32 protein-coding genes and 1 other RNA gene are annotated in these 26,058 nt (G+C 62.9%); 19 read left to right on the forward strand and 14 right to left on the reverse strand.

Translation table 11 applies throughout. The features are described 5' to 3' along the window. The first annotated feature begins 124 nt into the window (after positions 1-124). The 6 genes from efp to NKH06_RS15495 all read left to right on the forward strand — a co-directional run bounded on the left by efp (position 125) and on the right by NKH06_RS15495 (position 5,210). Complete coding sequence (gene efp / locus NKH06_RS15470; protein WP_013529127.1) at positions 125-691, forward strand: elongation factor P; 567 nt, start codon at positions 125-127, stop codon at positions 689-691. Positions 692-775: 84 nt separating this feature from the next. Next, positions 776-1,576 (forward strand): inositol monophosphatase family protein, encoded by an 801-nt coding sequence (locus NKH06_RS15475; protein ID WP_023811836.1) that lies wholly within the window; start codon positions 776-778, stop codon positions 1,574-1,576. Positions 1,577-1,682: 106 nt separating this feature from the next. Then, a complete protein-coding gene (gene trhA / locus NKH06_RS15480; RefSeq protein ID WP_164780293.1) occupies positions 1,683-2,369 on the forward strand; it encodes a PAQR family membrane homeostasis protein TrhA in 687 nt (228 codons plus the stop codon). 104 nt (positions 2,370-2,473) lie between these two features. Further along, positions 2,474-3,499: a MotA/TolQ/ExbB proton channel family protein gene (locus tag NKH06_RS15485; protein WP_013529124.1), complete on the forward strand. Its 1,026-nt coding sequence runs from the start codon at positions 2,474-2,476 to the stop codon at positions 3,497-3,499. A gap of 1 nt (position 3,500) precedes the next feature. Further along, positions 3,501-4,532, forward strand: coding sequence for a peptidoglycan -binding protein (locus NKH06_RS15490; protein ID WP_023811834.1), 1,032 nt, complete (start codon positions 3,501-3,503; stop codon positions 4,530-4,532). A 249-nt stretch (positions 4,533-4,781) separates the two neighbouring features. Next, entirely contained in the window at positions 4,782-5,210 is a 429-nt protein-coding gene (locus NKH06_RS15495) for a hypothetical protein (protein ID WP_023811833.1), read from the forward strand. Between the two features lie 80 nt (positions 5,211-5,290). Here NKH06_RS15495 and NKH06_RS15500 read toward each other — a convergent pair whose 3' ends face one another. Beyond that, positions 5,291-5,644 carry a DUF1304 domain-containing protein gene (locus tag NKH06_RS15500; RefSeq protein ID WP_352554260.1) on the reverse strand — a complete coding sequence of 118 codons (354 nt, stop codon included), beginning with the start codon at positions 5,642-5,644 and terminating at the stop codon, positions 5,291-5,293. 142 nt (positions 5,645-5,786) lie between these two features. Here NKH06_RS15500 and NKH06_RS15505 point away from each other — a divergent pair, with 142 nt between their 5' ends. Further along, a complete protein-coding gene (locus NKH06_RS15505; protein WP_352893370.1) occupies positions 5,787-7,274 on the forward strand; it encodes a carboxypeptidase M32 in 1,488 nt (495 codons plus the stop codon). Positions 7,275-7,305: 31 nt separating this feature from the next. Here the strand turns inward: NKH06_RS15505 and NKH06_RS15510 are convergent, their stop codons facing one another. After that, entirely contained in the window at positions 7,306-9,105 is a 1,800-nt protein-coding gene (locus NKH06_RS15510) for an ABC transporter transmembrane domain-containing protein (RefSeq protein ID WP_352893371.1), read from the reverse strand. Between the two features lie 206 nt (positions 9,106-9,311). On the opposite strand from NKH06_RS15510, the gene rpmE reads away from it, so the two are divergent. Continuing rightward, a complete protein-coding gene (rpmE, locus tag NKH06_RS15515; RefSeq protein ID WP_023811830.1) occupies positions 9,312-9,533 on the forward strand; it encodes a 50S ribosomal protein L31 in 222 nt (73 codons plus the stop codon). Between the two features lie 127 nt (positions 9,534-9,660). Here rpmE and NKH06_RS15520 read toward each other — a convergent pair whose 3' ends face one another. After that, positions 9,661-10,302 (reverse strand): TetR family transcriptional regulator, encoded by a 642-nt coding sequence (locus NKH06_RS15520; protein WP_352893373.1) that lies wholly within the window; start codon positions 10,300-10,302, stop codon positions 9,661-9,663. 126 nt (positions 10,303-10,428) lie between these two features. Here NKH06_RS15520 and NKH06_RS15525 point away from each other — a divergent pair, with 126 nt between their 5' ends. Next, positions 10,429-10,908 carry an anthrone oxygenase family protein gene (locus tag NKH06_RS15525; RefSeq protein ID WP_352893374.1) on the forward strand — a complete coding sequence of 160 codons (480 nt, stop codon included), beginning with the start codon at positions 10,429-10,431 and terminating at the stop codon, positions 10,906-10,908. Between the two features lie 5 nt (positions 10,909-10,913). Further along, positions 10,914-11,075: a glycine zipper domain-containing protein gene (locus NKH06_RS15530; RefSeq protein ID WP_502914491.1), complete on the forward strand. Its 162-nt coding sequence runs from the start codon at positions 10,914-10,916 to the stop codon at positions 11,073-11,075. Positions 11,076-11,093: 18 nt separating this feature from the next. Here NKH06_RS15530 and NKH06_RS15535 read toward each other — a convergent pair whose 3' ends face one another. From NKH06_RS15535 to NKH06_RS15545, 3 genes are all read right to left on the reverse strand, one after another. Then, a complete protein-coding gene (locus tag NKH06_RS15535) occupies positions 11,094-11,390 on the reverse strand; it encodes an Rdx family protein (protein ID WP_352440973.1) in 297 nt (98 codons plus the stop codon). 13 nt (positions 11,391-11,403) lie between these two features. Then, entirely contained in the window at positions 11,404-12,153 is a 750-nt protein-coding gene (locus tag NKH06_RS15540) for a YebC/PmpR family DNA-binding transcriptional regulator (protein WP_127296206.1), read from the reverse strand. Between the two features lie 207 nt (positions 12,154-12,360). Further along, positions 12,361-12,684, reverse strand: coding sequence for an ArsR/SmtB family transcription factor (locus NKH06_RS15545; RefSeq protein ID WP_352611388.1), 324 nt, complete (start codon positions 12,682-12,684; stop codon positions 12,361-12,363). A gap of 52 nt (positions 12,685-12,736) precedes the next feature. Here NKH06_RS15545 and NKH06_RS15550 point away from each other — a divergent pair, with 52 nt between their 5' ends. The 4 genes from NKH06_RS15550 to NKH06_RS15565 are packed head-to-tail and all read left to right on the forward strand — an operon-like array spanning position 12,737 to position 14,567. Continuing rightward, positions 12,737-13,219: an SRPBCC domain-containing protein gene (locus tag NKH06_RS15550; RefSeq protein WP_352440976.1), complete on the forward strand. Its 483-nt coding sequence runs from the start codon at positions 12,737-12,739 to the stop codon at positions 13,217-13,219. Positions 13,220-13,264: 45 nt separating this feature from the next. Further along, positions 13,265-13,657, forward strand: coding sequence for a VOC family protein (locus NKH06_RS15555; protein WP_352893376.1), 393 nt, complete (start codon positions 13,265-13,267; stop codon positions 13,655-13,657). Positions 13,658-13,710: 53 nt separating this feature from the next. Further along, positions 13,711-14,073 (forward strand): hypothetical protein, encoded by a 363-nt coding sequence (locus NKH06_RS15560; protein WP_352611386.1) that lies wholly within the window; start codon positions 13,711-13,713, stop codon positions 14,071-14,073. Positions 14,074-14,099: 26 nt separating this feature from the next. Beyond that, positions 14,100-14,567, forward strand: coding sequence for an SRPBCC family protein (locus NKH06_RS15565; protein ID WP_128305330.1), 468 nt, complete (start codon positions 14,100-14,102; stop codon positions 14,565-14,567). Between the two features lie 15 nt (positions 14,568-14,582). Here NKH06_RS15565 and NKH06_RS15570 read toward each other — a convergent pair whose 3' ends face one another. The 4 genes from NKH06_RS15570 to ssrS all read right to left on the reverse strand — a co-directional run bounded on the left by NKH06_RS15570 (position 14,583) and on the right by ssrS (position 17,152). Then, positions 14,583-15,344, reverse strand: a complete 762-nt coding sequence (locus tag NKH06_RS15570) for a TerC family protein (RefSeq protein ID WP_128305329.1) — start codon at positions 15,342-15,344, stop codon at positions 14,583-14,585. 74 nt (positions 15,345-15,418) lie between these two features. Beyond that, positions 15,419-16,243, reverse strand: coding sequence for a TIGR00282 family metallophosphoesterase (locus NKH06_RS15575; RefSeq protein WP_023811815.1), 825 nt, complete (start codon positions 16,241-16,243; stop codon positions 15,419-15,421). 69 nt (positions 16,244-16,312) lie between these two features. Further along, entirely contained in the window at positions 16,313-16,900 is a 588-nt protein-coding gene (locus NKH06_RS15580) for a 5-formyltetrahydrofolate cyclo-ligase (RefSeq protein ID WP_128305328.1), read from the reverse strand. 96 nt (positions 16,901-16,996) lie between these two features. Beyond that, positions 16,997-17,152, reverse strand: a non-coding RNA gene (ssrS, locus tag NKH06_RS15585) — 6S RNA. Between the two features lie 148 nt (positions 17,153-17,300). Between ssrS and NKH06_RS15590 the strand changes: the two genes are divergently transcribed. The 5 genes from NKH06_RS15590 (at position 17,301) to msrB (ending at position 21,287) form a co-directional block, all read left to right on the forward strand. Then, entirely contained in the window at positions 17,301-18,140 is an 840-nt protein-coding gene (locus NKH06_RS15590; protein WP_023811813.1) for an AAA family ATPase, read from the forward strand. A gap of 85 nt (positions 18,141-18,225) precedes the next feature. Continuing rightward, positions 18,226-18,672, forward strand: a complete 447-nt coding sequence (locus NKH06_RS15595; RefSeq protein ID WP_352440980.1) for a GNAT family N-acetyltransferase — start codon at positions 18,226-18,228, stop codon at positions 18,670-18,672. 7 nt (positions 18,673-18,679) lie between these two features. Then, positions 18,680-19,870, forward strand: coding sequence for a vWA domain-containing protein (locus NKH06_RS15600; protein WP_128305326.1), 1,191 nt, complete (start codon positions 18,680-18,682; stop codon positions 19,868-19,870). Positions 19,871-19,889: 19 nt separating this feature from the next. After that, positions 19,890-20,687 (forward strand): MBL fold metallo-hydrolase, encoded by a 798-nt coding sequence (locus tag NKH06_RS15605; protein WP_352440982.1) that lies wholly within the window; start codon positions 19,890-19,892, stop codon positions 20,685-20,687. A gap of 195 nt (positions 20,688-20,882) precedes the next feature. Continuing rightward, positions 20,883-21,287 (forward strand): peptide-methionine (R)-S-oxide reductase MsrB, encoded by a 405-nt coding sequence (msrB, locus tag NKH06_RS15610; protein WP_127270383.1) that lies wholly within the window; start codon positions 20,883-20,885, stop codon positions 21,285-21,287. Positions 21,288-21,367: 80 nt separating this feature from the next. On the opposite strand, the gene NKH06_RS15615 is transcribed toward msrB, so the two are convergent. The 4 genes from NKH06_RS15615 to pyc form a co-directional block, all read right to left on the reverse strand. After that, the gene (locus NKH06_RS15615; RefSeq protein ID WP_127270382.1) at positions 21,368-21,679 is read right to left on the reverse strand and encodes a hypothetical protein; all 312 of its coding nucleotides are present in this window, start codon (positions 21,677-21,679) and stop codon (positions 21,368-21,370) included. 7 nt (positions 21,680-21,686) lie between these two features. Continuing rightward, on the reverse strand, positions 21,687-22,127 hold the full coding sequence (locus tag NKH06_RS15620) for a hypothetical protein (protein WP_352440983.1): 441 nt from the start codon (positions 22,125-22,127) through the stop codon (positions 21,687-21,689). Positions 22,128-22,177: 50 nt separating this feature from the next. Next, complete coding sequence (locus NKH06_RS15625; protein WP_013529099.1) at positions 22,178-22,438, reverse strand: DUF2312 domain-containing protein; 261 nt, start codon at positions 22,436-22,438, stop codon at positions 22,178-22,180. Between the two features lie 155 nt (positions 22,439-22,593). Continuing rightward, the gene (gene pyc, locus NKH06_RS15630) at positions 22,594-26,052 is read right to left on the reverse strand and encodes a pyruvate carboxylase (RefSeq protein WP_352893377.1); all 3,459 of its coding nucleotides are present in this window, start codon (positions 26,050-26,052) and stop codon (positions 22,594-22,596) included. Between the last annotated feature and the right edge of the window lie 6 nt (positions 26,053-26,058).

Genomic DNA, 26,058 nt, shown 5'->3' on the forward strand with positions numbered 1-26,058 from the left:
TTCCAACCTGCCCGCTCCCTTGCCTCTTCTGGCGATTTGTGGTCTTGGGAGCCCGAAATCGCTTTCCCAGCGAACATCCCATACCAACGGCGTGGCCGTTGGCATCATTCCGGATCATCTCATCATGGCCAAGATCAATGGCAACGAAATCCGTCCCGGCTATGTCATCGAGCATGATGGCGGCCTTTGGGTGGCGGTCAGGACCAACACCGTCAAGCCCGGCAAGGGCGGCGCCTACAATCAGGTCGAACTGAAGAACCTCATCAACGGCACCAAGCTCAACGAGCGCTTCCGCTCGGCCGAGACCGTCGAACAGATCCGGCTCGACCTGAAGGATTTTTCCTTCCTCTACGCGCAGGAAGACGCGCTGGTGTTCATGGACACCCAGAGCTACGAGCAGCTCGAATTGAACAAGGACTTCGTCGGCGATCGCGCCGCCTTCCTGCAGGACGGCATGATGGTGACGGTCCAGCTCTACGAAGAGCGGCCGATCGGCATTTCGCTGCCCGACTATGTGACGCTGACCATCACCGAGGCGGACCCGGTGGTGAAGGGCCAGACGGCGGCATCGTCCTACAAGCCGGCGATCCTGGAGAACGGCATCCGCGTCCTGGTGCCGCCCTTCATCGGCGCCGGCGAGCGCATCATCGTCGACACCAACGAAATCACTTACGTGCGCCGCGCCGACTGACGCATGTCGCCCAAAAGTGGCCGGTTCTGGGTCACCGACATGCATCGAGGCGGAGTTTAAAGCGCAGCACCGGGAAAAAGCACTATGGCACGCTCAGCCCTTCTCAACGTCATGGTCCAGGCCGCAATGAAGGCCGGCCGCTCGCTGTCGCGCGACTTCGGCGAAGTGCAGAACCTGCAGGTCTCGATGAAAGGCCCCGGCGACTATGTCAGCCAGGCCGACCGCAAGGCAGAGGACATCGTCTTTGCCGAACTGTCCAAGGCTCGGCCCGGCTATTCCTTCCTGATGGAAGAGCGCGGCGTGGTCGAAGGCGACGACGGCCAGCATCGCTGGATCGTTGACCCGCTCGACGGCACCACCAATTTCCTGCACGGCATTCCGCTCTTTGCCGTTTCGATCGCGCTGGAGCGCCAGGGCCAGATCGTCGCCGGCGTCATCTACAATCCGGCGATGGACGAACTCTACACCTGCGAACGCGGCGGCGGCGCCTTCATGAACGACCGCCGCTTGCGCGTCGCTGGCCGCATCAAGCTGGTCGACACCGTGATCGGCTGCGGCATGCCGCATCTCGGCCGCGGCCACCATGGCAATTTCCTCGTCGAACTGCGCAACGTCATGGCCGAGGTTTCCGGCGTCCGCCGCCTCGGCTCCGCCTCGCTCGATCTCGCCTATGTCGCCGCCGGCCGCATGGATGGCTTCTGGGAAACCGGCCTGTCGGCCTGGGACATCGCCGCCGGGCTGCTTTTGATCCGCGAGGCAGGCGGCTTCGTCTCCGACATGGACGGCGGCCAGGACATGCTCGATAACGGTTCGGTCGTCGCCGGCAACGAGGTCATCCAGCGCGCTTTGCTGAAGGTCGTGAAGAAGCCGCTCTCCTCCCGCTGACAGCCACGCCGCGCGGATGCGCCGCAGTCGCAAAACCGCAATGGAAGCTTGAAATACTGCCCGGCATGCGCCCAAATTGGAGGGCGCGGTGCAGGAACCCGGCTTAGTGAGAGACAACGAACCTTACCCCGATATCCCGTTCATCGGACGCTGGCACTATTCGCGTGCCGAGATGATCGCAGACGGTATCGTCCACGCGGTCGGCATCGTGCTGGCGATATCGGCCGGTTCGGCACTGCTGGCGCTGGCGGCGTTCCGTGTCGGACCGGGCGAATACATCGCCGCCGCCTTCTACGTGGTTTCGCTGCTCACCGTGCTCTCGGTGTCGATGACCTACAATCTGTGGCCGGTGTCGTCGCCGGCAAAATGGGTGTTGCGGCGTTTCGACCACGCCGCGATCTATCTGCTGATCGCCGCGACCTACACGCCTTTCCTGGCGCAGCTCGAAGGCTCGCCGCTGGCGCGCTGGATGATCGTGCTGGTCTGGACCGCGGCAGTGCTGGGCATTGCCATCAAGGTGTTCTTTCCCGGCCGTTTCGATCGGCTGGCGATCGGCTTCTATCTCGCCATCGGCTGGAGCGGCATCATCCTGGTCAAGCCGCTTGTCCAGACACTGCCGACGACATCGATAGCGCTGATCGTCGCCGGCGGCATCGTCTATTCCTGCGGCGTCATCTTCTTCGCCTGGAAGGGGCTGCGCTTCCACAACGCGCTGTGGCACGGTTTCGTCGTCACCGGCGCCGGCCTGCATCTGGCCGCCATGGTTGACTGTCTGGTCATCAATCGCCTCTGACACTATCGACGCGGCAATATTGCCAAGCGCCATTCAATTTGGTCACAATTCCGTTTAGAGTCGCGGTTTACGTGATCGGCGGCGGCATCGGAAACGGGGCACGGATGGCTTTTCTCAGATCCTTCGGCATGGGCAGACGTTCTGATGTCCTGATCTACGACCCGCATAAACTATCGAGCCCGCAGGTCTTTTTGCTGACCATGGTGATCTTCCTGGTCATCGTCGCCTTCATCGCCGCCATTCTGACCCGACAAATCTCGACCGCCTTTGGCAGCAATCCCGGCCTCAATGGCCTGATCGTCGGCGTGCTGGTGGTCGGCATCCTTTTGGCCTTCGCCCAGGTCGGGCGACTGTTTCGCGAGGTGCGCTGGGTCAACTCCTTCCGTGCCGGCTCTGAGACGACAGAACCGGTGCTGCTGGCGCCGATGAAGGCGATGATCGGCCGTTCCTCGGCGATGGCCTTCTCGACCAGTTCGATGCGCACCATGCTCGATTCCATCGCCACCCGCCTCGACGAAAGCCGCGACACCTCGCGCTATCTCGTCGGCCTGCTGGTGTTCCTCGGCCTGCTCGGCACCTTCTGGGGCCTGTTGAACACCATCGGCTCGATCCGCGAGACCATCGAATCGCTCGATCCCGGCACCGGTGACGCCGCCGCGGTGCTCGATTCCCTGAAGCAGGGGCTTTCCGCGCCGCTGGCCGGCATGGGCACGGCCTTCTCGTCCTCGCTGTTCGGCCTCTCCGGCTCGCTGGTGCTCGGCTTCCTCGACCTGCAGGCCGGCCGCGCCCAGACGCGCTTCTACACCGAACTGGAAAACTGGCTGTCCTCGGTGACCGACCTGTCGTCGGACATCGTAGTCGCCGACCCAGCCAAGACCGAATCCTCCGACGAGATCCGGGTGCTGTCGGAACGGCTGCGCAGCATGCAGGAGAATGGCGGCGGCTCCAACCCGCGCGTCGCCACCGCCATGGCCAATCTCGCCGACGGCATTTCCGGCCTGGTCAAGAACATGCGCTCGGAACAGCAGATCATGCGCGACTGGGTCGAGGCCCAGTCCGACGAGCAGAAGGCGATGCGCAACACGCTGGAAAAGATCGCCGATGCCTTGAAGAAGCCCGGGGTGCACTGAAGTGGCACTCGCCAGGGGCCGGCGCACCGATCGCCGCATCGACTACTGGCCGGGCTTCGTCGACGCGCTGTCGACGCTGCTTTTGGCGATTATGTTCCTGCTCACGGTCTTCGTGCTGGCGCAGTTCCTGCTGGGACGCGAAATCTCCGGCAAGGATACGGCACTCTCGCGCCTCAACTCCCAGATCAACGAACTGACGCAGCTGCTGGCGCTGGAGCGCTCGACGGCGCAGGACAAGGATGACTCGCTGGCCAATCTGCAGGCATCGCTGTCGGCGGCGGAAGCGGAAAGGAGCCGGCTCCAGCAATTGCTGGCGCAAGGTGCGGGCGCCGGCGACGCCGCCAACCAGCGCGCCGCGGCGCTCGGCGGCGAACTCGACAGCCAGCGCCAGATCAGCCAGCAGGCACTGAGCCAGGTCGAGATCCTCAACCAGCAGATCGCGGCACTGCGCAAGCAGATCGGCGCGCTCGAGGATGCGCTCAACGTCTCCGAAATCCGCGACCGCGATTCAAACACCAAGATCGCCGACCTCGGCCGTCGCCTCAACGTCGCACTGGCACAGCGCGTGCAGGAGTTGAACCGCTACCGCTCCGACTTTTTCGGCCGCTTGCGCGAAATCCTCGCCGACCGCGAGAACATCCGCATCGTCGGCGACCGCTTCGTCTTCCAGTCGGAAGTGCTGTTCCCGACCGGCTCCGAGGTGATCAACGATGCCGGCAAGGTCGAGATGAAGAAGCTCGCCGACGCCATCATCGAGTTGCAGAAGGAAATCCCGCCCGAGATCAACTGGGTGCTGCGCGTCGACGGCCACACCGACAACAAGCCGCTCTCCGGCGCCGGCCGCTACCGCGACAATTGGGAACTGTCGACGGCCCGTTCGACCTCGGTGGTGAAATTCCTGATCGAAAACGGCGTGCCTGCCAACCGGCTCGTCGCCGCCGGTTTCGGTGAGTTCCAGCCGCTCGATCCCGCCGACACCGAAGAGGCGCGCAACAAGAACCGCCGTATTGAACTGAAGCTCACCGAACGTTGATCCATCATCACGCGAACTCACGCGAACTTGTTCGTCGGCTCAACTCTAGGGCGCATATCGAGGCCGGCAAGGCCTGAAAAGATTATCTTTTTTTAATTACACATTGTCGCGGGGCGGTCCTAGCTTGCCGCCTGGGCCGAGAACCGCCGGCGATGAATCCCCGCTCATCGCGACGCGACGGAACCGGACGGCCCAAGGCCGGAAGGCGGGCGGACAACCGCCGCTTTCCTCTACAAGAGGAGACGCGTGATGCGCTCTTTCAAGACCTCGCTTAGAACTGCGACACTCACGGCGTTCCTCATCGCCGTTCCGCTTGCCGGCGCCTATGCCGCGGGCCATCACAAAGGCGCTCTCGACGCGACCGATCCGACCGACATGACTGGCCCGCGTGTCGAGGCGCTCATCCAACAGGTGCAGGGCGTGCATCAGGGCATCGTGGACGCGAGACAGGCCAACAACATCACCCCAGCCGTGGCGGAACGCCTGGAAATGCGCACGGCCTACATCGGTCAAACGGCCGAGAAAGTCGCCGCGTCCTATCATGGCAGGATACCGGCCGCGCAATACCATGACCTGTTGCGTCGTCTCGACAATATCGACCAGCGGTTGATGGTCGATACCGGCAGTGGTTTTTTGATAGGCGACGGCGCCGACGGCGGCAATTACCCGAACGGCTAAACGGTCCAAGAGGACGGCTGAAACGGTCCAAGAGGAAGGGACCGCCTGACGCCTTCGGGGGCCTCCCGCGGGCGTCCTTTTTACCAGCCGAGCCACACCGCGATCAGGGCAGCCGCCGCCGGCACGGTCTGGATGAACAGGATCTTGCGCCCGACCGTTGCCGCGCCATAGAGGCCGGCAATGGCCACGCAAGCCAGAAAGAAGACTTTGACCTGGAAACCGGCCGCACCAAGGTATAACCCCCAGATGAGCCCGGCGGCGAGGAACCCGTTGTAGAGTCCCTGATTGGCGGCGAGCACTTTCGAGGCACTGGCGAATTCCCGGGTCAGGTTGAAAGCCTTGTGTCCGCGCGGCGTGTCCCACAGCACCATCTCCAGATAGACGATGTAGGCATGGATCAAGGCCACCAGCCCGACCAGGATGTTGCCGATCATTTTTTCCCCCCTTGATGTGTTGCCGGCAGCATTTCATGCGCGGCCTCGCCTGCGCAAGGTGCATCTGCTGGACGGCGTCTGAGGGTTGCCAACGCCTTTGCGTTGGTATCTTTTCGCGCCGTCCCCAATCACGGAAGCCGCCATGTCCTTTCAGAAACTCGATAATCTCGGCCACAAGCTCGAAGCACTCGAGCATGCGCTGGCCATCCTCGGTGCCGACGAGGCCACCCACATGGCCGTCGGCGGCGGCGAGAAGCGTGCCGAGGCGATGTCGGCACTGGCCGGCATGTATCACACCAGGGCAACGGCGCCGGAGATAGCAGACTGGATCGCCGCGGCAGAGCAGGAAGCGTTGGGTGAAGAGCAGCGCACCGCGGTCTCGGAACTGCGGCGCCAATATACCAACCTGACCTGCCTGCCGGTCGAATTCGTCGAACGCCAGACGACCGCGCGCATGCGTTGCGAGCAGCTGTGGCGCGGCCTGCGCGGCAAGAACGACTGGGCAGGCTTCCAGCCGGCGCTGGAGGGCGTCGTGGCGCTGGTGCGCGAGGAGGCGGCGCTGCGTGCCGATGTGCTCGACCTAGCCCCCTATGACGCGCTGATGGAGCAATACGACCCCGGCAACCGCACCGCCGACATCACGCCAGTCTTCACCGACCTGAAGGCTTTCCTGAAAAGCTTCGTGCCGGAGGCGCTGGCTATCCAGGACGCACGGCTGCGCAAGCGCCCGCTGAAGCCGCTGTCGGGCACCTATGCGATCGACCGGCAGCGCGAGCTCGGCCTTGCCATGATGGCGTCGGTCGGCTTCGACCTGACGCACGGGTCGTTGTCGGTGTCGCACCACCCTTTCTGCGGCGGCGTGCCGAGCGACGTGCGCATCACCACCCGCTACAAGACGTCCGACTTCCTGTCGGCACTGATGGGCGTGCTGCACGAGACCGGCCATGCGCTCTACGAACAGAACCTGCCCAAGGCATGGTCGCAGTGGCCGCTCGGCAAGGCGCGCGGCATGGCCGTGCATGAAAGCCAGAGCCTGTTCGTCGAAAAACAGCTCGGCCGCAACCCGGCCTTCTGGAACTGGGCGCTGCCGGTGGTTGAAAAGCATCTCGGTGAGGCCTGGTCGCTCGACGATATCCTGCCGCATGTGCATCGCGTCGAGCGCGGCCTGATCCGTGTCGATGCCGACGAGGTGACCTACCCCCTGCATGTCATCCTGCGCTACGAACTGGAGCAGGAGCTCGTCGCGGGCCGGCTGGAGGTCGCCGACCTGCCCGAAGCCTGGGACGCCAAGATGCGCGATTACCTCGGTCTTTCCACCATCGACAATCCGGCCGACGGGCCGATGCAGGACGTGCATTGGCCAGGGGCCGCCTTCGGCTATTTCCCCTCCTATACGCTGGGCGCGATGATGGCGGCGCAGCAATGGGCGGCGCTGACGCGGGATCATCCTGCCGCCGATGACGATCTCGCCAAAGGCAATTTCGAGGCGATCAACGAGTGGCGCCGCAAAAAAATCTGGTCGCAGGGATCACGCTGGTCGACGCCGGATCTGCTCGAACGCGCCACCGGCGAAAAGCTCAACGCTACCTATTTCGTGAACCATCTGAAGCAGCGCTACGGAACCGCGTAGAGCGGCACATCAGGAACGTAGTTGGTTCTGACTACTCCGCCGCGCCCCTGAAAGCAGTGGCGCCGGTTTCGAACTGCAGCTTGGCCAGCCGCGCATAGATGCCGCCCTTGGCGACAAGGCTTTGATGCGTGCCTTCCTCGACGATCGAGCCGCCATCCATGACCAGGATCCTGTCGGCCTTCAGCACCGTTGCCAGGCGGTGGGCGATGACGATCGTGGTGCGGCCCTGCATCAGGCGTTCCAACGCCGTCTGCACCAGCGTCTCGCTTTCGGCGTCGAGTGCCGAGGTGGCCTCGTCGAGCAGCAGGATCGGCGCGTCGCGCAGGATGGCACGGGCGATCGCCACCCGCTGGCGCTGGCCGCCGGACAGCGTCACGCCGCGCTCGCCAACCTGGCTGTCATACCCGTTCTTGAGCTTGAGGATGAATTCGTCGGCAAGCGCATCCTTCGCCGCCGTCTCGATCTCGGCCTTGCTGGCTCCTGGCCGGCCGAAACCGATATTGTCACGCGCGCTTGCCGCGAAAATGGTGACGTCCTGCGGCACGATCGCGATGCGCTGGCGGACCGAAACGGGATCGGCCTCGCGCACGTCGACGCCGTCGATCAGGATCTTGCCTGTTTCGGGATCGTAGAAGCGCAGGATCAGTGAAAACACCGTGCTCTTGCCGGCCCCTGACGGCCCGACGATCGCCACCGTCTCGCCCGGCATGACCTGAAAGCTCAAGCCATGCACGGCGGCACGGTCCGGCCTTGCCGGGTAGGAGAAGGAGACATTGTCGAAGGCGATCGCGCCCTTGGCGACGGCCGGCAGCGGCTTCGGAGCGGCGGGAGCCTGGATCGCCGGCTTCTCGGCCAGGATCTCGGTCAGCCGTTCGGCAGCACCCGCCGCTTGCGCAAGCTCGCCCCAGACTTCGGACAACGCGCCCAGCGCGCCGGCGGCGAACACCGAATAGAGCAGGAACTGACCGAGCGTACCCGGCGATATCGAGCCTTCGAGCACGTCGCGCGAGCCAAACCACAGCACCGCCACGACGGACGAGAAGATGGTGAAAATGGCGAAGAAGGTAAGGAAGGAGCGCGCGAAGATCGAGGAGCGTGCCGCCTCGAAAGCGGCTTCCACGGCAGCCGAGAAGTGCCCGGTGACCAGCTTCTCATTGGTGAAGGCCTGCAGTGTGCGCACCGCGCCGATCTGTTCGCTGGCATAGGCGGTGGCATCGGCCAGCGTATCTTGCGCCTGGCGTGATTTGCGCCGCACCGAATGGCCGAAAGCGACCAGCGGCAGCACGATGACGGGTATCGCTGCGATGACCAGGCCCGACAGTTTCGGACTGGTGATGACCATCATCCCCACCGCGCCGAGACCAAGGATGACATTGCGCAGCGCCACCGAGGCCGTCGCTCCGACCGCCGACTTGACCTGCGTCGTGTCGGCGGCAAGCCGCGACACGATCTCGCCTGACTGGGCGGTGTCGAAAAAGGCAGGCGACAGCGTCGTCACATGGGCAAACACATCGCGCCGGATATCGGCGACGACGCGCTCGCCCAGCGTGATGACGAAATAGTAGCGGCCGGCGGATGCCGCCGCCAGCAGGGCGGCCATCGCCACCAGGGCGGCGAAATATTCGGCAATGAAGGTAGTGCTGGCCGACGAGAAGCCATGATCGATCATGCGTCGCACCGCCAGCGGCAGCGCCAGCGTGGTTGCCGCCGCGATGACCAGCGAGATAATGGCGCCGACGACCAGCGTGCGGTAATGCGTGATGTACGGGAACAGGCGCCGGAGCGGCTTGAGCGAACGCCGGCGCTCGTCTGCGCTGGTGATTTGCGCCATCCCGATGTTTCCTCCAGCCGCCCTTGGGGTCCGCGCCTCAATATGCGCTTGCCGCGGCCTTGTGATTCAATTCCGGCTGATGTATAGGCTCGCCGACCGTTTTAGAAGCCGTGGCTCCTCAATAGCTGCGGCTTCGAGTTTTAAAAAGAGGCGCATCGACGCAGGCTTATGCCCGTCGGCAGCGCCGGCAAGCCAGGAACCGAGCCATGAAGAGCGCTATTCATCCCGACTACCACACCATCAAGGTCGTCATGACCGATGGCACCGAATACACGACCCGTTCGACCTGGGGCAAGGAAGGCGATACGATGAACCTCGATATCGACCCGACCACCCACCCGGCCTGGACCGGCGGCCAGCAGACCCTGCTCGACCGCGGCGGCCGCCTGTCGAAGTTCAAGAAGCGTTTCGAAGGTTTCGGCATCTAATTGCATGTCGCCCAAAAGTGCGAAGCGGTTTTGGGATAACGACTGCATCAAGTAAGAACTTAAGCCAAACGACCTTTCGCAGATCAAAAACCCGCCTCCGTGGCGGGTTTTTTGTTGCGGCGCGGCGCTACTCGGCCAGCAATTCCCTCAGCGCCATGCGCTTGTAGGCGGCGACCAGCCTGTCGCCCTCCTGGCGCTCGACCGAGATCGCCAGCCGCATGGCGGCCTCGCCCATCTGCCAGACCAGAAACGCCGTGGTTTCCAGTGTCGCCGGATCGACCGCCGGCCGCAGCCGCCTCAGCACCGCGGTGAGGAATTCGGCGTTGGCGCGGCTGTCGGCGAGTTCGAGCTGGCGCAGTGCCTTGTCGGCCTGCGTGCCCGACCAGATGTCGCGGATCACCGGCTCCGCCAGGAACAGCCCGTAGTAGATATCGACCAGTTCCGAAAACGCCCGGCCCAGCCCTTCGGCATCGCTGACATCGGCGAGTGCGGCTGAGATGCAGGCCTGGCTTTCGGCGGTGTAGCGCTCGGCCAGCGCCCAGATGATCGCCCGCTTGTCCGGAAAGAACTGGTAGAGCGACCCGATCGACACCCCAGCGCGCTCCGCCACCTCACCCATGCGCACGGCATCGCTGCCTTGCTCGGCGATCAGCGCCGAGGCAGCCGCCAGCATGCGCTCGACCCGCTCGCGGCTGCGCTGCTGGCGCGGCGCCCGGCGCGGTGAAGCAAGCTGCTCCTGTGCGGAAACGAGGGCTGCCGCGTCTTCCATGACTGACTCCAAGTGCATCAAAATCGCTTGACTCACAAAATACGAGGGTTTATCACGTTTTGCAAATATGAGGATTACTCACGTTTTGATGCGAAGGAAACACAACGGGCATATGGAGCAACTGACATGATCGCGAAACTTCTTCCTACTCTCATCTTCATCGTCGCACTCGGCTCTGGCGTCGTCGGCGGCGTCTTCTTTGCTTTCTCCAGCTTCGTCATGCCGGGCCTCGCCCGCATGCCAGGCGCAAGCGGCATTGCCGCGATGAATTCGATCAATGTCACAGCTGTGACCCCGCTGTTCATGACAGCGCTGTTCGGCACGGCGCTCGTCTGCATCGTTGTCGCCATCGGTGCGGTGATTGGCTGGAGCCAGCCGGGTTCGCTCTGGCTGATTGCCGGCAGCCTGCTCTATCTCATCGGCATCGTGGTGGTGACGATGATCTTCAACGTCCCGCTGAATGATGCGCTCGCCGCCGTCGATCCAGCCAGCAGCAATGGCGCAGCCCTGTGGCCACGCTACCTCAATGAATGGGTGATGTGGAACCATGTCCGCGCCATCAGCGGCATGGCCGCGCTGGCATCCTTCTGGTTCGCCACGCGTTGACGACGATGGAGCGACCGATGAAGGATCAATACGCAAAGATGGCCTTCGGCATGGCAATCGGAGTTGGTGTCGGTGCCGCGATCGGCACCGCTCTGGATGAGCTTCCGATGGGCGTCGCCGTGGGTATTGCGATTGGTGCCGCCGTCGGTGCGTGGCGACGCAAGTGACGGCAGCGCTGGCGACCCCTATGCCTTTGTCTTCCGATCGGAATGACCGAGGTCGCGATCCGGGTCGATGACGTCGCGGACCAGTTGCTTCAGTTTGGCCGCGTCCGGAAAACCGCCGTCGCGCTTGCGGTCCCAGACCAGCACGTCATTGCAGCTGATGGTGAAGATGCCCCCAGTGCCGGGCACCAATGTCACCTCGCCGAGATCGGTGCCGAAGGTCGACAGCAGTTCCTGAGCCATCCAGCCGGCGCGCAGCAGCCAATGGCACTGCGTGCAGTAGGTGATGCGGATGGCGGGGAGTATCTGCTCGCTCATGCCGGGCTTCCGCTCATGCCGCGCTGAGCTTGGCCATCGTCTCGTCGTCGACTTCAAAGTTGGCGTAGACGCTCTGCACGTCGTCGTCGTCCTCGAGCGTGGCAACCAGCTTCATCAGCGACTGTGCCCGGTCCTCGTCGACCGGAATATTGTTTTGCGGCTTCCAGATCAGCTTCACCGATTCCGCCTCACCGAGTGCGCCTTCCAGCGCCTTCGAGACCTCGCCGAGATTTTCGAAGGCGCAATAGATCGTGTGGCCTTCCTCATCCGACTCGACATCATCGGCGCCGGCTTCGATTGCCGCGTCCATGACCTTGTCGGCACTGCCTGCGGAGGCCGGATAGTAGATCTCGCCGGCACGGTCCCACATGAACGACACCGAGCCGGTTTCACCGAGCGCTCCGCCGGCCTTGGTAAAGGCGGCGCGCACATTCGACGCCGAACGGTTACGGTTGTCGGTCAGCGCTTCGACGATGACGGCGACGCCGCCCGGGCCATAGCCCTCATACCGCACGGCTTCGTAGTTCTCGGCGTCGCCCATCGAGGCCTTGTTGACGGCACGCTGGATGTTGTCCTTCGGCATCGACACCGCCTTGGCGTTCTGGATCGCAAGGCGCAAGCGCGGGTTCATCGATGGATCGGGCGTCCCGCTCTTGGCGGCGACGGTGATTTCGCGCGCCAGCTTGGAAAACATTTTCGACCGCACCGCGTCCTGGCGGCCCTTGCGGTGCATGATGTTCTTGAACTGTGAATGGCCAGCCATGGTGTCGTCTTCTCGGCTAGAGCATCCCGAAGCGAAGCGATCTGACCTCGTCTTCCGCATGCCCGAATTCAAAATTTCAGAGCGTCCCAGGTGCAACTCGTGGAAGCACGGCGTTCTCTGTCGGAATGGCCGGCTTATAGATAAATCGGCTCAATTCGTCCAGCCGCACCGCGCAAGACATGGCACTGCATGGCATGCTGCGGCCGCTCACGCCTCGAGGTCCGACTTCAGCCGGTCGATGATGCTGAGCGCATGTCCGGCATACTGGCTGATCCAGCGGTCGTGGATCTGCTTGATCGGCAGCGCGTTGAGATGGTTCCAGCGCTCGCGGCCGTCGCGCCGCGCAACGATCAGGTCGGCCTCCTCCAATACCTTGAGATGCAGCATGACGGTGCAGCGATCGATGTCGGGAAAGGCCTCGCACAGCATGCCGGTCGTCTTCGGCGCGTCCTTCAGCTGATCCAGTATTTCACGCCGGCGCGGATGCGCCAGCGCCTTGAAAACATTGTCGTCTTGCGATCGGCTTGACATGTTATGTTTCTATAACATATTGTTGGGCCGATCAAGGGAAGGAGTTGTGGATATGTCACTTGGATTCAGTGTTTCCGGACGCATCGGCAAGCCGGTCGCCGACGTCTTCGACGCAGTCGTCAATCCGAAGAAACTGAGCGGCTACTTCACCACGATCGGCGGCGCCAGCGCCCCGCTGGAAGCTGGCGCCGGCGTCGTCTGGTGGGGCAAGGTGCCGGTCGAGGTCGACGAAGTGGTCAAGGACAGCCGCATCGTGCTGCGCTGGGATGCCACCGACGCCGACGGCAAACCCGCCTACAAGACCCGCATCGAGATGAATTTCGAGCCGCTCGACGACGGCGGCACCTTCGTCACCATCGCCGAGAGCGGTTGGCAAGAAGGCGCGGTCGGCCTGAAGAAGTCCTACCTCAATTGCGAGGGCTGGTCGCAGATGCTGGCCTGCATGAAGGCCTATGTCGAATACGGCATCAATTTGCGCGACGGCTACTACCGCAGCGAGATGAAGGGCGAACCCGCCAACGAGACCAATATCTGAGCGGCCCCCATATCTCACCGCCAGGGAGCAAGACGGAGGTCAACGATGAAGAAAGTAACGCCATTCCTGATGTTCGAGGGCAAGGCCGAAGAGGCAATGACGCTCTATTGCGAGACCATTCCTGACAGCGGCGTCCTTGACGTCACAAATTACGGCCCCGGCGAAGATGGCTCGGACGGAACGGTCAAGCTGGCGCGCGTGTCGATCGCTGGCCTGGAAGTCATGGTCTTCAACAGCCCCGTGCACCACGCCTTCACGTTCACGCCGTCGGTCTCGCTCTATGTGGACTGTTCCTCTGGGGACGAACTGAACCGAATTGTCGAGACACTGGCAAAGGACGGCGGGTTTCTGATGCCGCCCGACAATTACGGCTTCAGCCGCCGCTTCGCATGGCTGAACGACAGGTTCGGGGTCTCCTGGCAGGTCAATCTCGCATAACCAGCCTGGGCAAAGCCGACCAACAACAGCTGAACACGACAAGGGAGCCAGCTATGACCGCGAAGATCACCGGCGGCATCAACATCGCCATGAAGGTGCCGCCGCACCAGTATCAGGCGACGATCGCCTTCTACCGCGACGTCGTCGGCCTGAAGCCTTTCACGGACAAGGCGCCGGCCATCGGCTTCGAGCTTGGCCCCAACCGTCTGTGGATCGATAAGGCGCCGATGATGAGCCAGGCCGAGGTATGGCTGGAGCTGTTCACCAAGGATTTCCCCATGGCTGCGGATCATTTAGCCAAGGCCGGTGTTGTGCGTTGCGATGCCATCGAGCCCTTGGGCGAGGGCTTCCGCGGCGGCTGGATCACCAACCCGGCCAACATTATTCACATGCTGCGCGAACCGGACGCCTGGTGAACGCCAAGCCTCGAAAGGAGCATCCGATGGAGATCCGCGAAAAACCAATCGCCGAAGCCGGCATGCTGATCCGGCGGCCTGTCGCCGAGGTGTTCGAGGCCATCGTCGACCCCGCCATTACAACGAAATTCTGGTTCACTCATGGCAGCGGCCGGCTGGACAGCGGCAAGCAGATCCGCTGGGAATGGCGCATGTACGGCGTGTCGACGATGGTCGACGTCAGCGAGATCGTCGCGAACGAAAAGATCGTCATGCAATGGAGCGATCCGCCGACCACCGTGGTCTGGACCTTCACGGAAATGCCTGGCGAGACGACCTTTCTCGAGGTTCGCAATTTCGGCTTTGCCGGCGATGGCGACGAGCAGGTGAAAGAGGCCGTCGGCTCAACCGGCGGCTTCACGCTGGTGCTGGCTGGCGCCAAGGCGTGGCTGGAACAAGGCCTGACGCTCGGCCTGATCGGCGACCGTCATCCGAAGGGCGTGCCAGGACATTAGGTATTCAGGGTCTGCCTAATGCCCGCCGCCCGACTTCTTGCGCCGCCGCGCCAGCATGTTGAGCCCCTCGACCAATGCCGAAAAGCCCATCGCCGCATAGATGTAGCCCTTGGGCACATGGTAGCCCATGCCGTCTGCGATCAGTGTCATGCCGATCATCAGAAGGAAGCCCAGCGCCAGCATGACAATGCTCGGGTTCTTGGCGATGAAGTTGGCCAGCGGCCCGGCCGCCAGCATCATCACGCTCACTGCCACGATCACGGCGATGTACATGATGGCGATCTCGTCGGTCATGCCGACGGCGGTGATGATCGAATCGATCGAGAAGACCAGGTCGAGCAGCAGGATCTGGAAGATCGCGCCGGCAAGGCTGATCTGCAGCGTCTCGCCCATCATCGTATCCTTGTGGTCGTCGGGATCGACCGTGTGATGGATCTCCTTGGTCGCCTTCCAGACCAGGAACAGGCCGCCGGCGATCAGGATCAGGTCGCGCCAGGAAAAACCGTGGCCGAAGGCCGTGAACACCGGCGTGGTCAGCTGGACGATGATCGAAATGGTGGCCAGCAGCACCAGCCGCATGATCAGCGCCGCCGAGATGCCGAGCCGGCGGGCACGGGCTCGTTGTGCTTCCGGCAGCTTGTTGGTCAGGATCGAGATGAAGATCAGATTGTCAATGCCGAGCACGACCTCGAGCACAATCAGCGTCAGCAGCGCGACCCAGGCGGTCGGGTCGGACACGAATTGAAAATGCGGCGCCAGGAATTCGATGAGCTGCATGGAGGTCGTCCCCTCTTTTAACGATCTAGAGCAGTGTCGCCGGCAGTTAGGTACTAAGCGTGCCTATATCAATGTCACGACCAGAAGGACGGTGCGGTTTCTTCCAGCCGTGGCCCGCGACGAAACGGCGCGATCCGCTCGGTCAGCCCTGTGCGGTCGGAAATATCGACACCAACGCCGCACAAGGTCGCCGGTCCGGTCGCCGCCTCGAAGCGGCCTTTCGGCACCTTCGACAGGAACCGGTTGAGCGGCTCCTCCTTGTCCATGCCGAGCGAGGAATCGTAGTCCCCGCACATGCCGGCGTCGGACATATAACCGGTGCCGCCGTTGAGGACCTGGTGATCGCCGGTCGGCTGGTGGGTGTGGGTGCCGACGACGAGGCTGGCGCGGCCGTCGACGAAATGCGCGAAGCACATCTTTTCCGAGGTCGCCTCGGCGTGGAAGTCGATAATCACGGCATCCGCCTGCTCGCCGAGCGGACAGGCGGCAAGCTCGCGTTCGCCGGCCTGGAACGGATCGTCGAGCTCGGGATGCATGAACACCCGGCCCATGATGTTGGCGACCAGCACGCGCGCGCCGCTCCTGGCGATATAGACACCGGAGCCGCGCCCGGGCGTGCCCTTGGGAAAGTTGGAGGGACGCAGGAAGCGCTCTTCACGCGGCGCGAAGGCAAGCGCGTCGCGCTGGTCCCAGACATGGTTGCCGGTGGTGACGACATCGGCACCGGCGGCGATCGTCTCGCGAAAAATATCTTCGGTGATGCCGAAGCCGCCCGCGGCGTTCTCGCCATTGACGATGACGAAATCGAGTTTGAAGTCGGAGATCAGGCCGGGCAGTTGTTCCCACACCGCCGTCCGTCCTGTCTTTCCAACCATGTCACCGAGGAAGAGAAGTCTCATATGATCCCGCACCGAAGGTCAGCGAAAGCTGCATGACGCCAGTGAAGATCATGCGTCCCTTGTACTTATCTACAATTTTGGCGCGAAGCGGCGCAACCCGCTCTCGGTCAGTATTTCCGGAATGACGACGTCATGTTCCTCATCCGGCACCATTGCCACCTCCTGGCAGTCGAAGGCGATGCCGACCAGCCGCGGCGGCTGTCCCTTGTCGATCAGCTTGGCGATGGCGCGGTCGTAATAGCCGGCACCATAGCCGATGCGATGGCCGCGCGCATCGAAAGCGGCGAGCGGCACCAGCATCACAGAGGGGTCGAGCACCTCGGCTTCCTCGTGAGGGCCGACCGTGCCGAAACCCATCTCGACCATCGGCGCGCCGCGCACCAGTTCGCGAAAGACAATGGTGGTCTTGTCGAGAATGGCCGGCAGGCAAAGCCGCGCGCCCTTTTCACGCAAGGCAAACATCAACGGCCGAACGTCGACTTCAGAACGCATCGGCCAGAAGCCGGAAACGATCTGGCCTGGCTCGACATGGAGATGATCGCGTGCCGTCTCTGCCATTTCAAGCGCGACCTCCACCCGCCAGAACTCATCGAGCGCATCGCGGCGTCCGAGGGCCTCACGGCGAAGCTGCTTTTTCAGGTCTTTGAGAGAGGTCATGCAGCCAGGGTAGAAAAGGTCAGATCTGGATGGAGTTTTGGGAGCGACGTTTTCCACCGCAATCATCCACCGAAATGCGGGACGCGTGGCAATAAGTGACGATCCACACAACCGGTGGAGAGAGCGATCCCGGGAACCTACAAAGTAGGTGGGCGCCGTGTGAGAAAACCCACGGGTCTTCCCAGGGACAGCTCCCTAAGGATCGTTAAGGCCCCGGGGAAAATGTTCTCCTGCCGGGAAGCACAGACCGTCCCGCCCAATATAGGCTGCCGGCCGGCTAAGCGCCAGTGAGACGGGCATATGTTTCCATCAGGGTTCAAGCCCATTCGTCGCGGCCGGCGCACCCTTGCACAGGGTGAGCCGCGTCCTTACGGTTGCCATGACGAACCGAGGAGCAAGAATGCGTTTCGAAGGCACGGCGGCCTATGTCGCCGACAAGGATCTGATGGTGGCCGTCAACGCGGCGATCGCGCTGGAGCGGCCCTTGCTGGTCAAGGGCGAGCCAGGCACCGGCAAGACGGAACTGGCCCGCCAGGTGGCGTCAGCACTTGGCCTCGACCTCATCGAATGGCACGTCAAGTCGACCACCAGGGCGCAGCAGGGCCTTTACGAATATGACGCCGTCTCGCGCCTGCGCGACAGCCAGCTTGGTGACGAGCGCTTCAACGACATCAGGAACTACATCAAGCGCGGCAAGCTCTGGGAGGCGTTCGCCGCCGGCAGGAAGGTCGTGCTTTTGATCGACGAGATCGACAAGGCCGACATCGAATTCCCCAACGACCTCCTGCAGGAACTCGATCGGATGGAGTTCTTCGTCTACGAGACCGGCGAAACCATCCGCGCCGCCGTCAGGCCGATCGTCATCATCACCTCCAACAACGAGAAGGAGTTGCCGGACGCGTTCCTGCGCCGCTGCTTCTTCCACTACATCCGCTTTCCCGACGTCGACACGCTGCACAGAATCGTCGATGTCCACTATCCCGGCATCAAGCAGAACCTGGTGCGCGCGGCGCTGACCCAGTTCTACGAAATCCGCGACGTGCCCGGCTTGAAGAAGAAGCCGTCGACCTCCGAGGCGCTCGACTGGATAAGGCTGCTGGTCGCCGACGACATCGCGCCGGAAGATCTGCGCGCCGATCCGAAGAACGCCCTGCCCAAGTTGCATGGCGCATTGCTGAAGAACGAGCAGGACGTGCATTTGTTCGAGCGGCTGGCGTTCATGGCACGAAGGCAGCAATAGGTAGCAGCAGCGCTTTCCTTTCTGTGGACCGTTGCCGGCAGCCGAACAGGCAGGCAGCTTCGGCCAAACCTTAAGAGGAGATGACATGGCTGAGATTATCGTCCGCCCGCTCGCGCAGTCCGACCGCGCCGATTGGCGGCGGCTGTGGACCGACTACCTCACCTTCTATGAGACGAAGCTGCCGGAAGAGGTCTACGCCATCACCTGGAAGCGGCTGTTCACCGAGGGTGAGTTCGAGCCGAAAGGCTTCATCGCCACGCTGGACGGCAAGGCGGTAGGGCTCACCCACTATCTCTACCACCGCTCAGGCTGGTCGGAAAAAAACAACTGCTATCTGCAGGACCTGTTCGCCGACCCTGACATGCGCGGCAAGGGCATAGGCGCGGCGCTAATCGAGGCAGTAAGACAAGAAGCCGCGAAAATCGGCGTCAAGAACGTTTACTGGATGACGCACGAAACCAACACCACCGCGCGCAAACTCTACGACCATGTCGCGCGCCGCACCGGCTTCATCGAGTATGATCTGCTGTAGATAGACAATGTTCATCCCCTTCTTCCTCGAACTGAAGGCCGCGCGTGTTCCCGTTTCGCTCAGGGAATATCTGTCGCTGCTGGAGGGACTGGAAGCCGGGCTGGTCGACTACGACGTCGAAGGTTTTTATTACCTCGCCCGTGCGGTGCTGGTGAAGGACGAGCGCCATATCGACCGCTTCGACCAGGTGTTTGCGCATGTCTTCAAGGGCATCGAAGCGCTGGGCGGGCCGGATGCCGTCGATGTCGCTGACATTCCCGAGGAATGGTTGCGCCGCATCGCCGAAAAGCACCTGACCGACGAAGAGAAAAAACTGGTCGAGGCGCTGGGCGGTTTCGAGAAATTGATGGAGACCTTGAAGCAGCGGCTGGACGAGCAAAAAGGCCGCCACCAGGGCGGCTCGAAATGGATCGGCACCGGCGGCACCTCGCCCTTCGGTGCCTATGGGTACAATCCCGAAGGTGTGCGTATCGGCCAGCATGAAAGCCGCAACCGCCGCGCGGTGAAGGTGTGGGACAGACGTGAGTTCAGGAATTTCGATGATGCCGTCGAACTCGGCACCCGCAACATCAAGATCGCGCTGAAGCGGCTGCGTCGCTGGGTGCGCGAAGGCGCCGAGGAGGAATTCGACCTGCCCGGCACCATCCACGCCACCGCCGAACATGGCTATCTCGACGTGCAGACGCGGCCCGAACGGCGCAACGCGGTGAAGCTTTTGATGTTCTTCGATGTCGGCGGCTCGATGGACGACCACATCAAGAGCGTCGAGGAGCTGTTCTCGGCCGCCCGCGCCGAATTCCGCCAGCTCGAATATTTCTATTTCCACAACTGCCTCTATGAGGGTGTGTGGAAGGATAATCGCCGCAGGCATGCCGAGGTGATTCCGACCTTCGACCTCCTCCACAAATATGGCCCGGACTACAAGGTGATCGTCGTCGGTGACGCCTCGATGAGCCCTTACGAGATCGCTCATCCCGGCGGTTCGGTCGAGCACTGGAATCCGGAGGCAGGCAGTGTCTGGCTCGGCCGTCTGCTGCAGCAATGGCCGAACGCGGTATGGCTGAACCCCGAAGACCCCAAGAACTGGGGCTACACCCATTCGATTGCGATGATCCGCGACATCTTCGGCGGCCGCATGTTCCCGCTGACTTTGGCCGGGCTTGAGGGCGCGACCAGGCAGCTTTCAAGAAAACACTGAAAGACTGACAGGAGATCCGATGACCTGCTTTCTCTGCCTGCAATGCGGCGTCCAGTTCGCGGCGACAGAGACGCCTCCAAAACATTGCCCGATCTGCGAGGACGAGCGCCAATATGTGCGCTGGGAAGGGCAGGCGTGGATCACGCCGGAGGAACTTGCTGAAGGGCATCGGCTTGTGATGAAGGATGATGCCGGCGTTCTCGCCTTCGGCATCGAGCCGCGCTTCGCCATCGGCCAGCGGGCGCTGCTGGCACAGACGCCACACGGCAACGTGCTGTGGGACTGCGTTTCGATGGTCAGCGACGAGGCGGTGGCCGAGATCAACCGCCGCGGCGGCCTGACGGCGATCGCCATCTCGCATTGCCATTATTATTCGGTGATGGTCTGTTGGAGCGAGGCGTTTGGCGGCGTGCCGATCTATCTCCACGCCGATGACCGCCAGTGGATCATGCGGCCGCACAAGGCGATCGTCAGTTGGGAAGGCGAGACGCTCTCGATCAACCCGTCGTTGACCCTCATCCGCTGCGGTGGCCACTTTGCCGGCGGCCAGGTGCTGCACTGGAAACGCGATGACGGCGACGTCTTGCTGGCCGGCGATATCCTGCAGGTGACGCCGACGCGCCGCCATGTCAGCTTCATGTACAGCTATCCGAACTACATTCCGCTCAATGCAGCGGCCGTGCGCCGCATCGCGGCGGCGCTGGAGCCATTCGCGTTCGACCATATCTACGGCGCGTGGTGGAACCAGAACATCATCGGGGGCGCAAAAGCGGCGTTGGCTGGCTCGGTCAATCGCTATCTGGCGGCGATCGCATGAGAACCCAATCGAAAATGCGGGAAAATGCCGTAACAAATGCCTATCTTGGTGCGAATATGAGGTTGCAATCCGCGCATGACCCCGAACCTCCGGTTCGGAAAGGATCATGCGCAAAACCAAAGTGCTATAGCGTCCCTGCGCGTCCGATGGACGCGCGGCGCTGTAGGAGCGAGCCGGCAAGGCTGAGGAGATCACATGGACACCCACACCTACCCTGTAACTCGCACCGACGCCGAATGGCGCGCCCGGCTGACGCCCGAGCAGTATGCCGTCATGCGCGGTCACGGCACCGAGCGGCCGGGAAGCTGCGCTTTGCTCTACGAGAAGCGCGCCGGCACCTTTTCCTGCGCCGGCTGCGACCAGCCTTTGTTCGAATCCAAGCTGAAGTTCGAGAGCGGCACCGGCTGGCCGAGCTTCAACGACCCGGTGCCGGGCTCGGTCGAAAACACCGTCGACCGCAGCTACGGGATGGTTCGCACCGAATGCCATTGCGCCCGCTGCGGCAGCCATCTCGGCCATGTCTTCGAAGACGGCCCGCCGCCGACCGGCCTGCGCTATTGCATCAACGGCGTGGCGCTGAAATTCGAGCCCTCGGCTTGAGCCATCCGGGTTCGACACTATAGGGCGGCATCTGTCGCCCTTTTCGTTTAAATATCCGTCGCCCCCCTCTGGGCAGACGATCAGACCACGATCATCGCCACCAGCCACAGCGTGGCGCCAAGCGTCATCATCCAGGCCTTGGCCCCGGGAATCTTTTCGGTGGTCCGCCACACCGCCAAAGTCAGGAACAGGCTGTAGGGCACCGACGCGAAATGCACTGCCAGCACAAGCCCGAGCGGCAACTTCAATCCGAGCAAGACGAGCGCCAGCACCGATGCGGCGATGCTGACCGCGGTGCCGACGAGGACAAGGTCGCGCCAGAACAGCCGATCGAGCGGCACCTGGCCTTGCCAGCGTGAGCGGAAAAAGGAGCCGATACCTTCTGGCAACACCGGATGTCTATCCCTGCCCCAGGACTTCGGTTACCGCACGCTCGAAGCGCGAACATTCGGTCACCAGCCAGTCGGCCATGGCTGGCCAGTTGTCCTCGGCATAGCAGTTCACCCGCCACATCGAATTGATGCCGAGGCCCTCGCAACTCTGTTCCGGCCTGAGCTTCAGCCTGTCTTCGATTTCACGCTGAAACGGCTTCAGCCGCGACCAGGCTTGCGTGGCGCCGAACTTCTCGTTGCGACCGAAGAAGACGCCGACCTGGCTCTGCGCCGGCGCGACATACATGGAAAGGACCAAGGCGAAGTCGGGCAGCCCGCGCTGCCAAAACCAGGGTCCGCGCCGCGCCATCAGAGCCCTTTCTTCCGGATGCCGCTCAGCGAACAGCGTCCAGAAGCCGCGCTGGCGGAATTCAGAGGCGCGGCGGGCGCCGAAGTCGAATTCGCTCATGGCTCAAACCGTATCTCCGGCAACCGTGTCGGTGCCGGGGCCGGCTGATCTTACACCATGCCGAGCGCGGCCTTGTACAGATCGAGGATGGTTTCCTCTTCCTGCCGCTCGGCCTGGTCCTTCTTGCGCAGCCGGATGATCGTGCGCATCGCCTTGGTGTCGAACCCAGTGCCCTTGGCCTCGGCGAACACTTCCTTGATATCGTCGGAAATGGTTTTCTTCTCTTCCTCGAGCCGCTCTATGCGCTCGATGAAGGCACGCAGCTGGCCGGCGGCAACAGTCTGGCTGGTATCGGTGATATCGTCGGCCATATTTTTCTCCAAAAGCGTCGGCTCCGCGACTCGCGGACGACTGCGGCAAAATTTGAGCCGGTTCGATGCCCGACCGGCGGCGGCGGGTCAAGCCGTTATCGACCAAGCCACGCGGGCTGCCGCCAGAAGCCGACAACCGGTCCGTTTTGCGAACTCTAATTGAAAGCGATCAGCAGATCCTTGGCATCGATCTGGTCGCCCGCCTTGACCAGCACCTCGGCAACGGTGCCGTCGCGCTCGGCATGCAGCGCCGTCTCCATCTTCATCGCTTCGATGGAAAGCAGCACGTCACCGGCCTTCACAGCTTGGCCGGCAGCCACCGAAAGCGCCGAGACGACGCCCGGCATCGGTGCGCCGACATGCGCCTCGTTGCCGGGTTCGGCCTTGCGGCGGGCCTTGGCGGCGGACGCGCCATGCGCCCGGTCGGGCACCTTGACACGACGCGGCTGGCCGTTGAGCTCGAAGAACACGGTGACCATGCCCTTCTCGTCGACATCGCCGATGGCCAGGCAGCGCACCACCAGCGTCTTGCCCTTCTCGATGTCGACGAAGATCTCGTCTTCCGGCTTCATGCCGTAGAAATAGGTCGGCGTCGGCAGGACGCTGACCGGCCCATAGGTCTCCTGCGCGCCGGCGAAATCCGTGAACACCTTCGGATACATCAGCCAAGAGGCGAATTCGAACTCCGACAGCTTGCGCTCGAGCTTCTCCTCGATCTCCTTGCGGTTGACCTTGAGGTCGGCTGGCTTGAGCAGCGAGCCGGGCCGCACCGTGATTGGCTTGTCGCCCTTCAGCGCCTTCTTCTGCAGCGCCGCCGGCCACCCGCCTGGCGACTGGCCGAGATCGCCGCGCAGCATCGAGACGACCGAATCCGGGAATGCGATATCCTTGTCCGGGTTTTCGACATCGGCAACGGTGAGATCCTGGCTGACCATCATCAATGCCATGTCGCCGACGACCTTGGAGGACGGCGTCACCTTGACGATGTCGCCGAACATCAGATTGACGTCGTGATAGGTCTGCGCCACCTCGTGCCAGCGCGTCTCCAGTCCGAGCGAGCGCGCCTGTTCCTTCAAATTGGTGAACTGCCCGCCCGGCATCTCGTGCAGATAGACTTCCGAAGCTGGCCCCTTGAGGTCGCTTTCAAAGGCGGCGTACTGGTTGCGCACCGCTTCCCAGTAGAACGAGATTTTCCTGATCCATTGCGGGTCGAGACCGGGGTCGCGTTCTGTGCCCTTCAGCGCCTCGACGAGCGAGCCAAGGCATGGCTGCGAGGTGTTGCCGGAGAAAGCATCCATCGCCGCGTCTATGGCGTCGACGCCGCTTTCCACCGCCGCCAGCACCGTCGCCGCCGACAGGCCCGACGTGTCGTGGGTGTGGAAATGGATCGGCAGGTCGGTCGCCTCGCGCAGCGCCTTGAACAGCACGCGTGCCGCCGCCGGCTTCAGCAGTCCGGCCATGTCCTTGACGGCAATGATGTGGGCGCCGGCCGCCTGCAATTCCCTGGCTAGGCCGACATAGTATTTGAGGTCGTATTTCGCCCGCGCCGGATCGAGGATGTCGCCGGTATAGCAGATCGCCGCTTCGATCAGCTTGCCCTCGGCGCCGACCGCATCCATGGCGACGCGCATGTTGTCGACCCAGTTCAGGCAATCGAAGACCCGGAACAGGTCGATGCCACCGCTTGCTGCCTGCTTGACGAAATGCTGCACGACATTGTCGGGATAGTTGGTATAGCCGACGCCATTGGCGCCGCGCAGCAGCATCTGCAACAGCAGATTGGGCGCCGCCTCGCGCACCAGCGACAGCCGCTCCCACGGATCCTCGGTGAGGAAGCGCATGGCGACGTCGAAGGTGGCGCCGCCCCAGCATTCCAGCGATAGAAGCTGCGGCAAGGCACGCGCATAAGTACCGGCGATGCCGGCAATGTCATGCGTTCGCACACGGGTGGCGAGCAACGACTGGTGGCCATCGCGCATCGTCGTGTCGGTGACCAGCACTTGCCTCTGGTCGCGCATCCAGGCGGCGAACTTCTCCGGCCCGAGCACATCCAGCTTCTGCTTGCTGCCGCCGGGCACATTGCCGTTGAGGTAAGGCACCACGGGTGCGGCCGCATCGGCCTTCGGCTGCGGCCGGCCGCGCGTCTCGGGATGGCCGTTGACGCTGACGTCGGCGAGATAGTTGATGAGCTTGGTGGCGCGGTCCTGGCGCTTGACCTGCTGGAACAGTTCCGGCGTCGTGTCGATGAACTTGGTCGTGTAGGAATTGTCGGCGAAGCTCGGATGGTTGATGATCGCTTCGAGGAAGGTCAGGTTGGTGGCGACGCCGCGGATGCGGAACTCGCGCAGCGCCCGGTTCATGCGGGCGATCGTCTCGGCCGGCGTCGGCGCCCACGCCGTCACCTTCTCAAGCAGCGGATCGTAGAAGCGGGTGATGACAGCGCCCGAATAGGCGGTGCCGCCATCGAGGCGGATGCCGAAGCCTGTTGCGCCGCGATAGGCGGTGATGCGGCCGTAATCGGGGATGAAATTGTGTTCGGGATCTTCCGTGGTGATGCGGCACTGCAGCGCGTGGCCGTTCAGCCTTATGTCCTTCTGCGCCGGCACGCCTGATTCCGGTGTGCCGATGGCAAAGCCGTCGAGGATGTGGATCTGCGCCTTGACGATATCGATGCCGGTCACCTGCTCGGTGACGGTGTGCTCGACCTGGATGCGCGGATTGACCTCGATGAAATAGAATTTGCCGGTGTCGGCATCCTGCAGGAACTCGACCGTGCCGGCGCCGATATAACTGGTCTCGCGGGCGATCTTCAGCGCATGGCCGCAAAGCTCCTCGCGCTGCGACATTTCGAGATAGGGCGCCGGCGCCCGCTCGACGACCTTCTGGTTGCGGCGCTGGATCGAACAGTCGCGCTCGAACAGGTGCACCGCATTGCCATGGGTGTCGCCCAGCACCTGCACCTCGACATGGCGGGCGCGTTCGATCAGCTTTTCGAGATAGACCTCGTCCTTGCCGAAGGCGGCTTTCGCCTCACGCTTGCCTTCGGTGACTTCACGGGCAAGGTCGGCTTCGGCGCGGATGGCGCGCATGCCGCGGCCGCCGCCACCCCATGATGCCTTCAGCATCACGGGATAACCGATTCCCTTGGCCAGTTTCTTGACCGCCTCCATGTCATCCGGCAACGGATCGGTGGCGGGGATCACCGGCACCCCGACCTCGATGGCGAGATTGCGCGCCGCGACCTTGTTGCCGAGCCGTCGCATTGTGTCCGGCTTCGGCCCGATGAAGGTAATGCCGGCTTCGGCACAGGCGTCGGCGAATTCGGGACTTTCCGACAACAATCCGTAGCCGGGATGAATAGCATCGGCACCCGACAGCCTGGCGACGCGGATCACCTCCTCGATCGACAGATAGCTTTCGATCGGCCCCATGTCCCGGGTCAGATGCGGCCCGCGTCCGACCTGGTAGCTCTCGTCGGCCTTGAAGCGATGCAGGGAGTATTTGTCTTCTTCGGCCCAGATCGCCACGGTTTTGAGGCCGAGTTCGTTGGCCGCGCGAAAGACGCGAATGGCGATTTCGGACCGGTTGGCGACGAGGATCTTCGTGATGGCCAAGGACTG

Origin of the sequence: Mesorhizobium sp. M1342 (assembly GCF_040317955.1) — a bacterium.
GTDB lineage: Bacteria > Pseudomonadota > Alphaproteobacteria > Rhizobiales > Rhizobiaceae > Mesorhizobium.

Coding starts and splice junctions, on each gene's coding strand:
- NKH06_RS15560 (WP_352611386.1), top strand. CDS start 13,711: ATGACCGCGAAGATCACCGGCGGCATCAACATCGCCATGAAGGTGCCG.
- NKH06_RS15575 (WP_023811815.1), bottom strand. CDS start 16,243: ATGAGACTTCTCTTCCTCGGTGACATGGTTGGAAAGACAGGACGGACG.
- NKH06_RS15535 (WP_352440973.1), bottom strand. CDS start 11,390: ATGAGCGAGCAGATACTCCCCGCCATCCGCATCACCTACTGCACGCAG.
- NKH06_RS15530 (WP_502914491.1), top strand. CDS start 10,914: ATGGAGCGACCGATGAAGGATCAATACGCAAAGATGGCCTTCGGCATG.
- NKH06_RS15600 (WP_128305326.1), top strand. CDS start 18,680: ATGTTCATCCCCTTCTTCCTCGAACTGAAGGCCGCGCGTGTTCCCGTT.
- NKH06_RS15605 (WP_352440982.1), top strand. CDS start 19,890: ATGACCTGCTTTCTCTGCCTGCAATGCGGCGTCCAGTTCGCGGCGACA.
- NKH06_RS15570 (WP_128305329.1), bottom strand. CDS start 15,344: ATGCAGCTCATCGAATTCCTGGCGCCGCATTTTCAATTCGTGTCCGAC.
- NKH06_RS15505 (WP_352893370.1), top strand. CDS start 5,787: ATGTCCTTTCAGAAACTCGATAATCTCGGCCACAAGCTCGAAGCACTC.
- NKH06_RS15625 (WP_013529099.1), bottom strand. CDS start 22,438: ATGGCCGACGATATCACCGATACCAGCCAGACTGTTGCCGCCGGCCAG.
- efp (WP_013529127.1), top strand. CDS start 125: ATGGCCAAGATCAATGGCAACGAAATCCGTCCCGGCTATGTCATCGAG.
- NKH06_RS15485 (WP_013529124.1), top strand. CDS start 2,474: ATGGCTTTTCTCAGATCCTTCGGCATGGGCAGACGTTCTGATGTCCTG.
- NKH06_RS15555 (WP_352893376.1), top strand. CDS start 13,265: ATGAAGAAAGTAACGCCATTCCTGATGTTCGAGGGCAAGGCCGAAGAG.
- NKH06_RS15580 (WP_128305328.1), bottom strand. CDS start 16,900: ATGACCTCTCTCAAAGACCTGAAAAAGCAGCTTCGCCGTGAGGCCCTC.
- NKH06_RS15525 (WP_352893374.1), top strand. CDS start 10,429: ATGATCGCGAAACTTCTTCCTACTCTCATCTTCATCGTCGCACTCGGC.
- NKH06_RS15475 (WP_023811836.1), top strand. CDS start 776: ATGGCACGCTCAGCCCTTCTCAACGTCATGGTCCAGGCCGCAATGAAG.
- NKH06_RS15565 (WP_128305330.1), top strand. CDS start 14,100: ATGGAGATCCGCGAAAAACCAATCGCCGAAGCCGGCATGCTGATCCGG.
- NKH06_RS15590 (WP_023811813.1), top strand. CDS start 17,301: ATGCGTTTCGAAGGCACGGCGGCCTATGTCGCCGACAAGGATCTGATG.
- NKH06_RS15495 (WP_023811833.1), top strand. CDS start 4,782: ATGCGCTCTTTCAAGACCTCGCTTAGAACTGCGACACTCACGGCGTTC.
- NKH06_RS15540 (WP_127296206.1), bottom strand. CDS start 12,153: ATGGCTGGCCATTCACAGTTCAAGAACATCATGCACCGCAAGGGCCGC.
- NKH06_RS15620 (WP_352440983.1), bottom strand. CDS start 22,127: ATGAGCGAATTCGACTTCGGCGCCCGCCGCGCCTCTGAATTCCGCCAG.
- NKH06_RS15550 (WP_352440976.1), top strand. CDS start 12,737: ATGTCACTTGGATTCAGTGTTTCCGGACGCATCGGCAAGCCGGTCGCC.
- NKH06_RS15510 (WP_352893371.1), bottom strand. CDS start 9,105: ATGGCGCAAATCACCAGCGCAGACGAGCGCCGGCGTTCGCTCAAGCCG.
- NKH06_RS15545 (WP_352611388.1), bottom strand. CDS start 12,684: ATGTCAAGCCGATCGCAAGACGACAATGTTTTCAAGGCGCTGGCGCAT.
- NKH06_RS15595 (WP_352440980.1), top strand. CDS start 18,226: ATGGCTGAGATTATCGTCCGCCCGCTCGCGCAGTCCGACCGCGCCGAT.
- NKH06_RS15500 (WP_352554260.1), bottom strand. CDS start 5,644: ATGATCGGCAACATCCTGGTCGGGCTGGTGGCCTTGATCCATGCCTAC.
- msrB (WP_127270383.1), top strand. CDS start 20,883: ATGGACACCCACACCTACCCTGTAACTCGCACCGACGCCGAATGGCGC.
- NKH06_RS15520 (WP_352893373.1), bottom strand. CDS start 10,302: ATGGAAGACGCGGCAGCCCTCGTTTCCGCACAGGAGCAGCTTGCTTCA.
- rpmE (WP_023811830.1), top strand. CDS start 9,312: ATGAAGAGCGCTATTCATCCCGACTACCACACCATCAAGGTCGTCATG.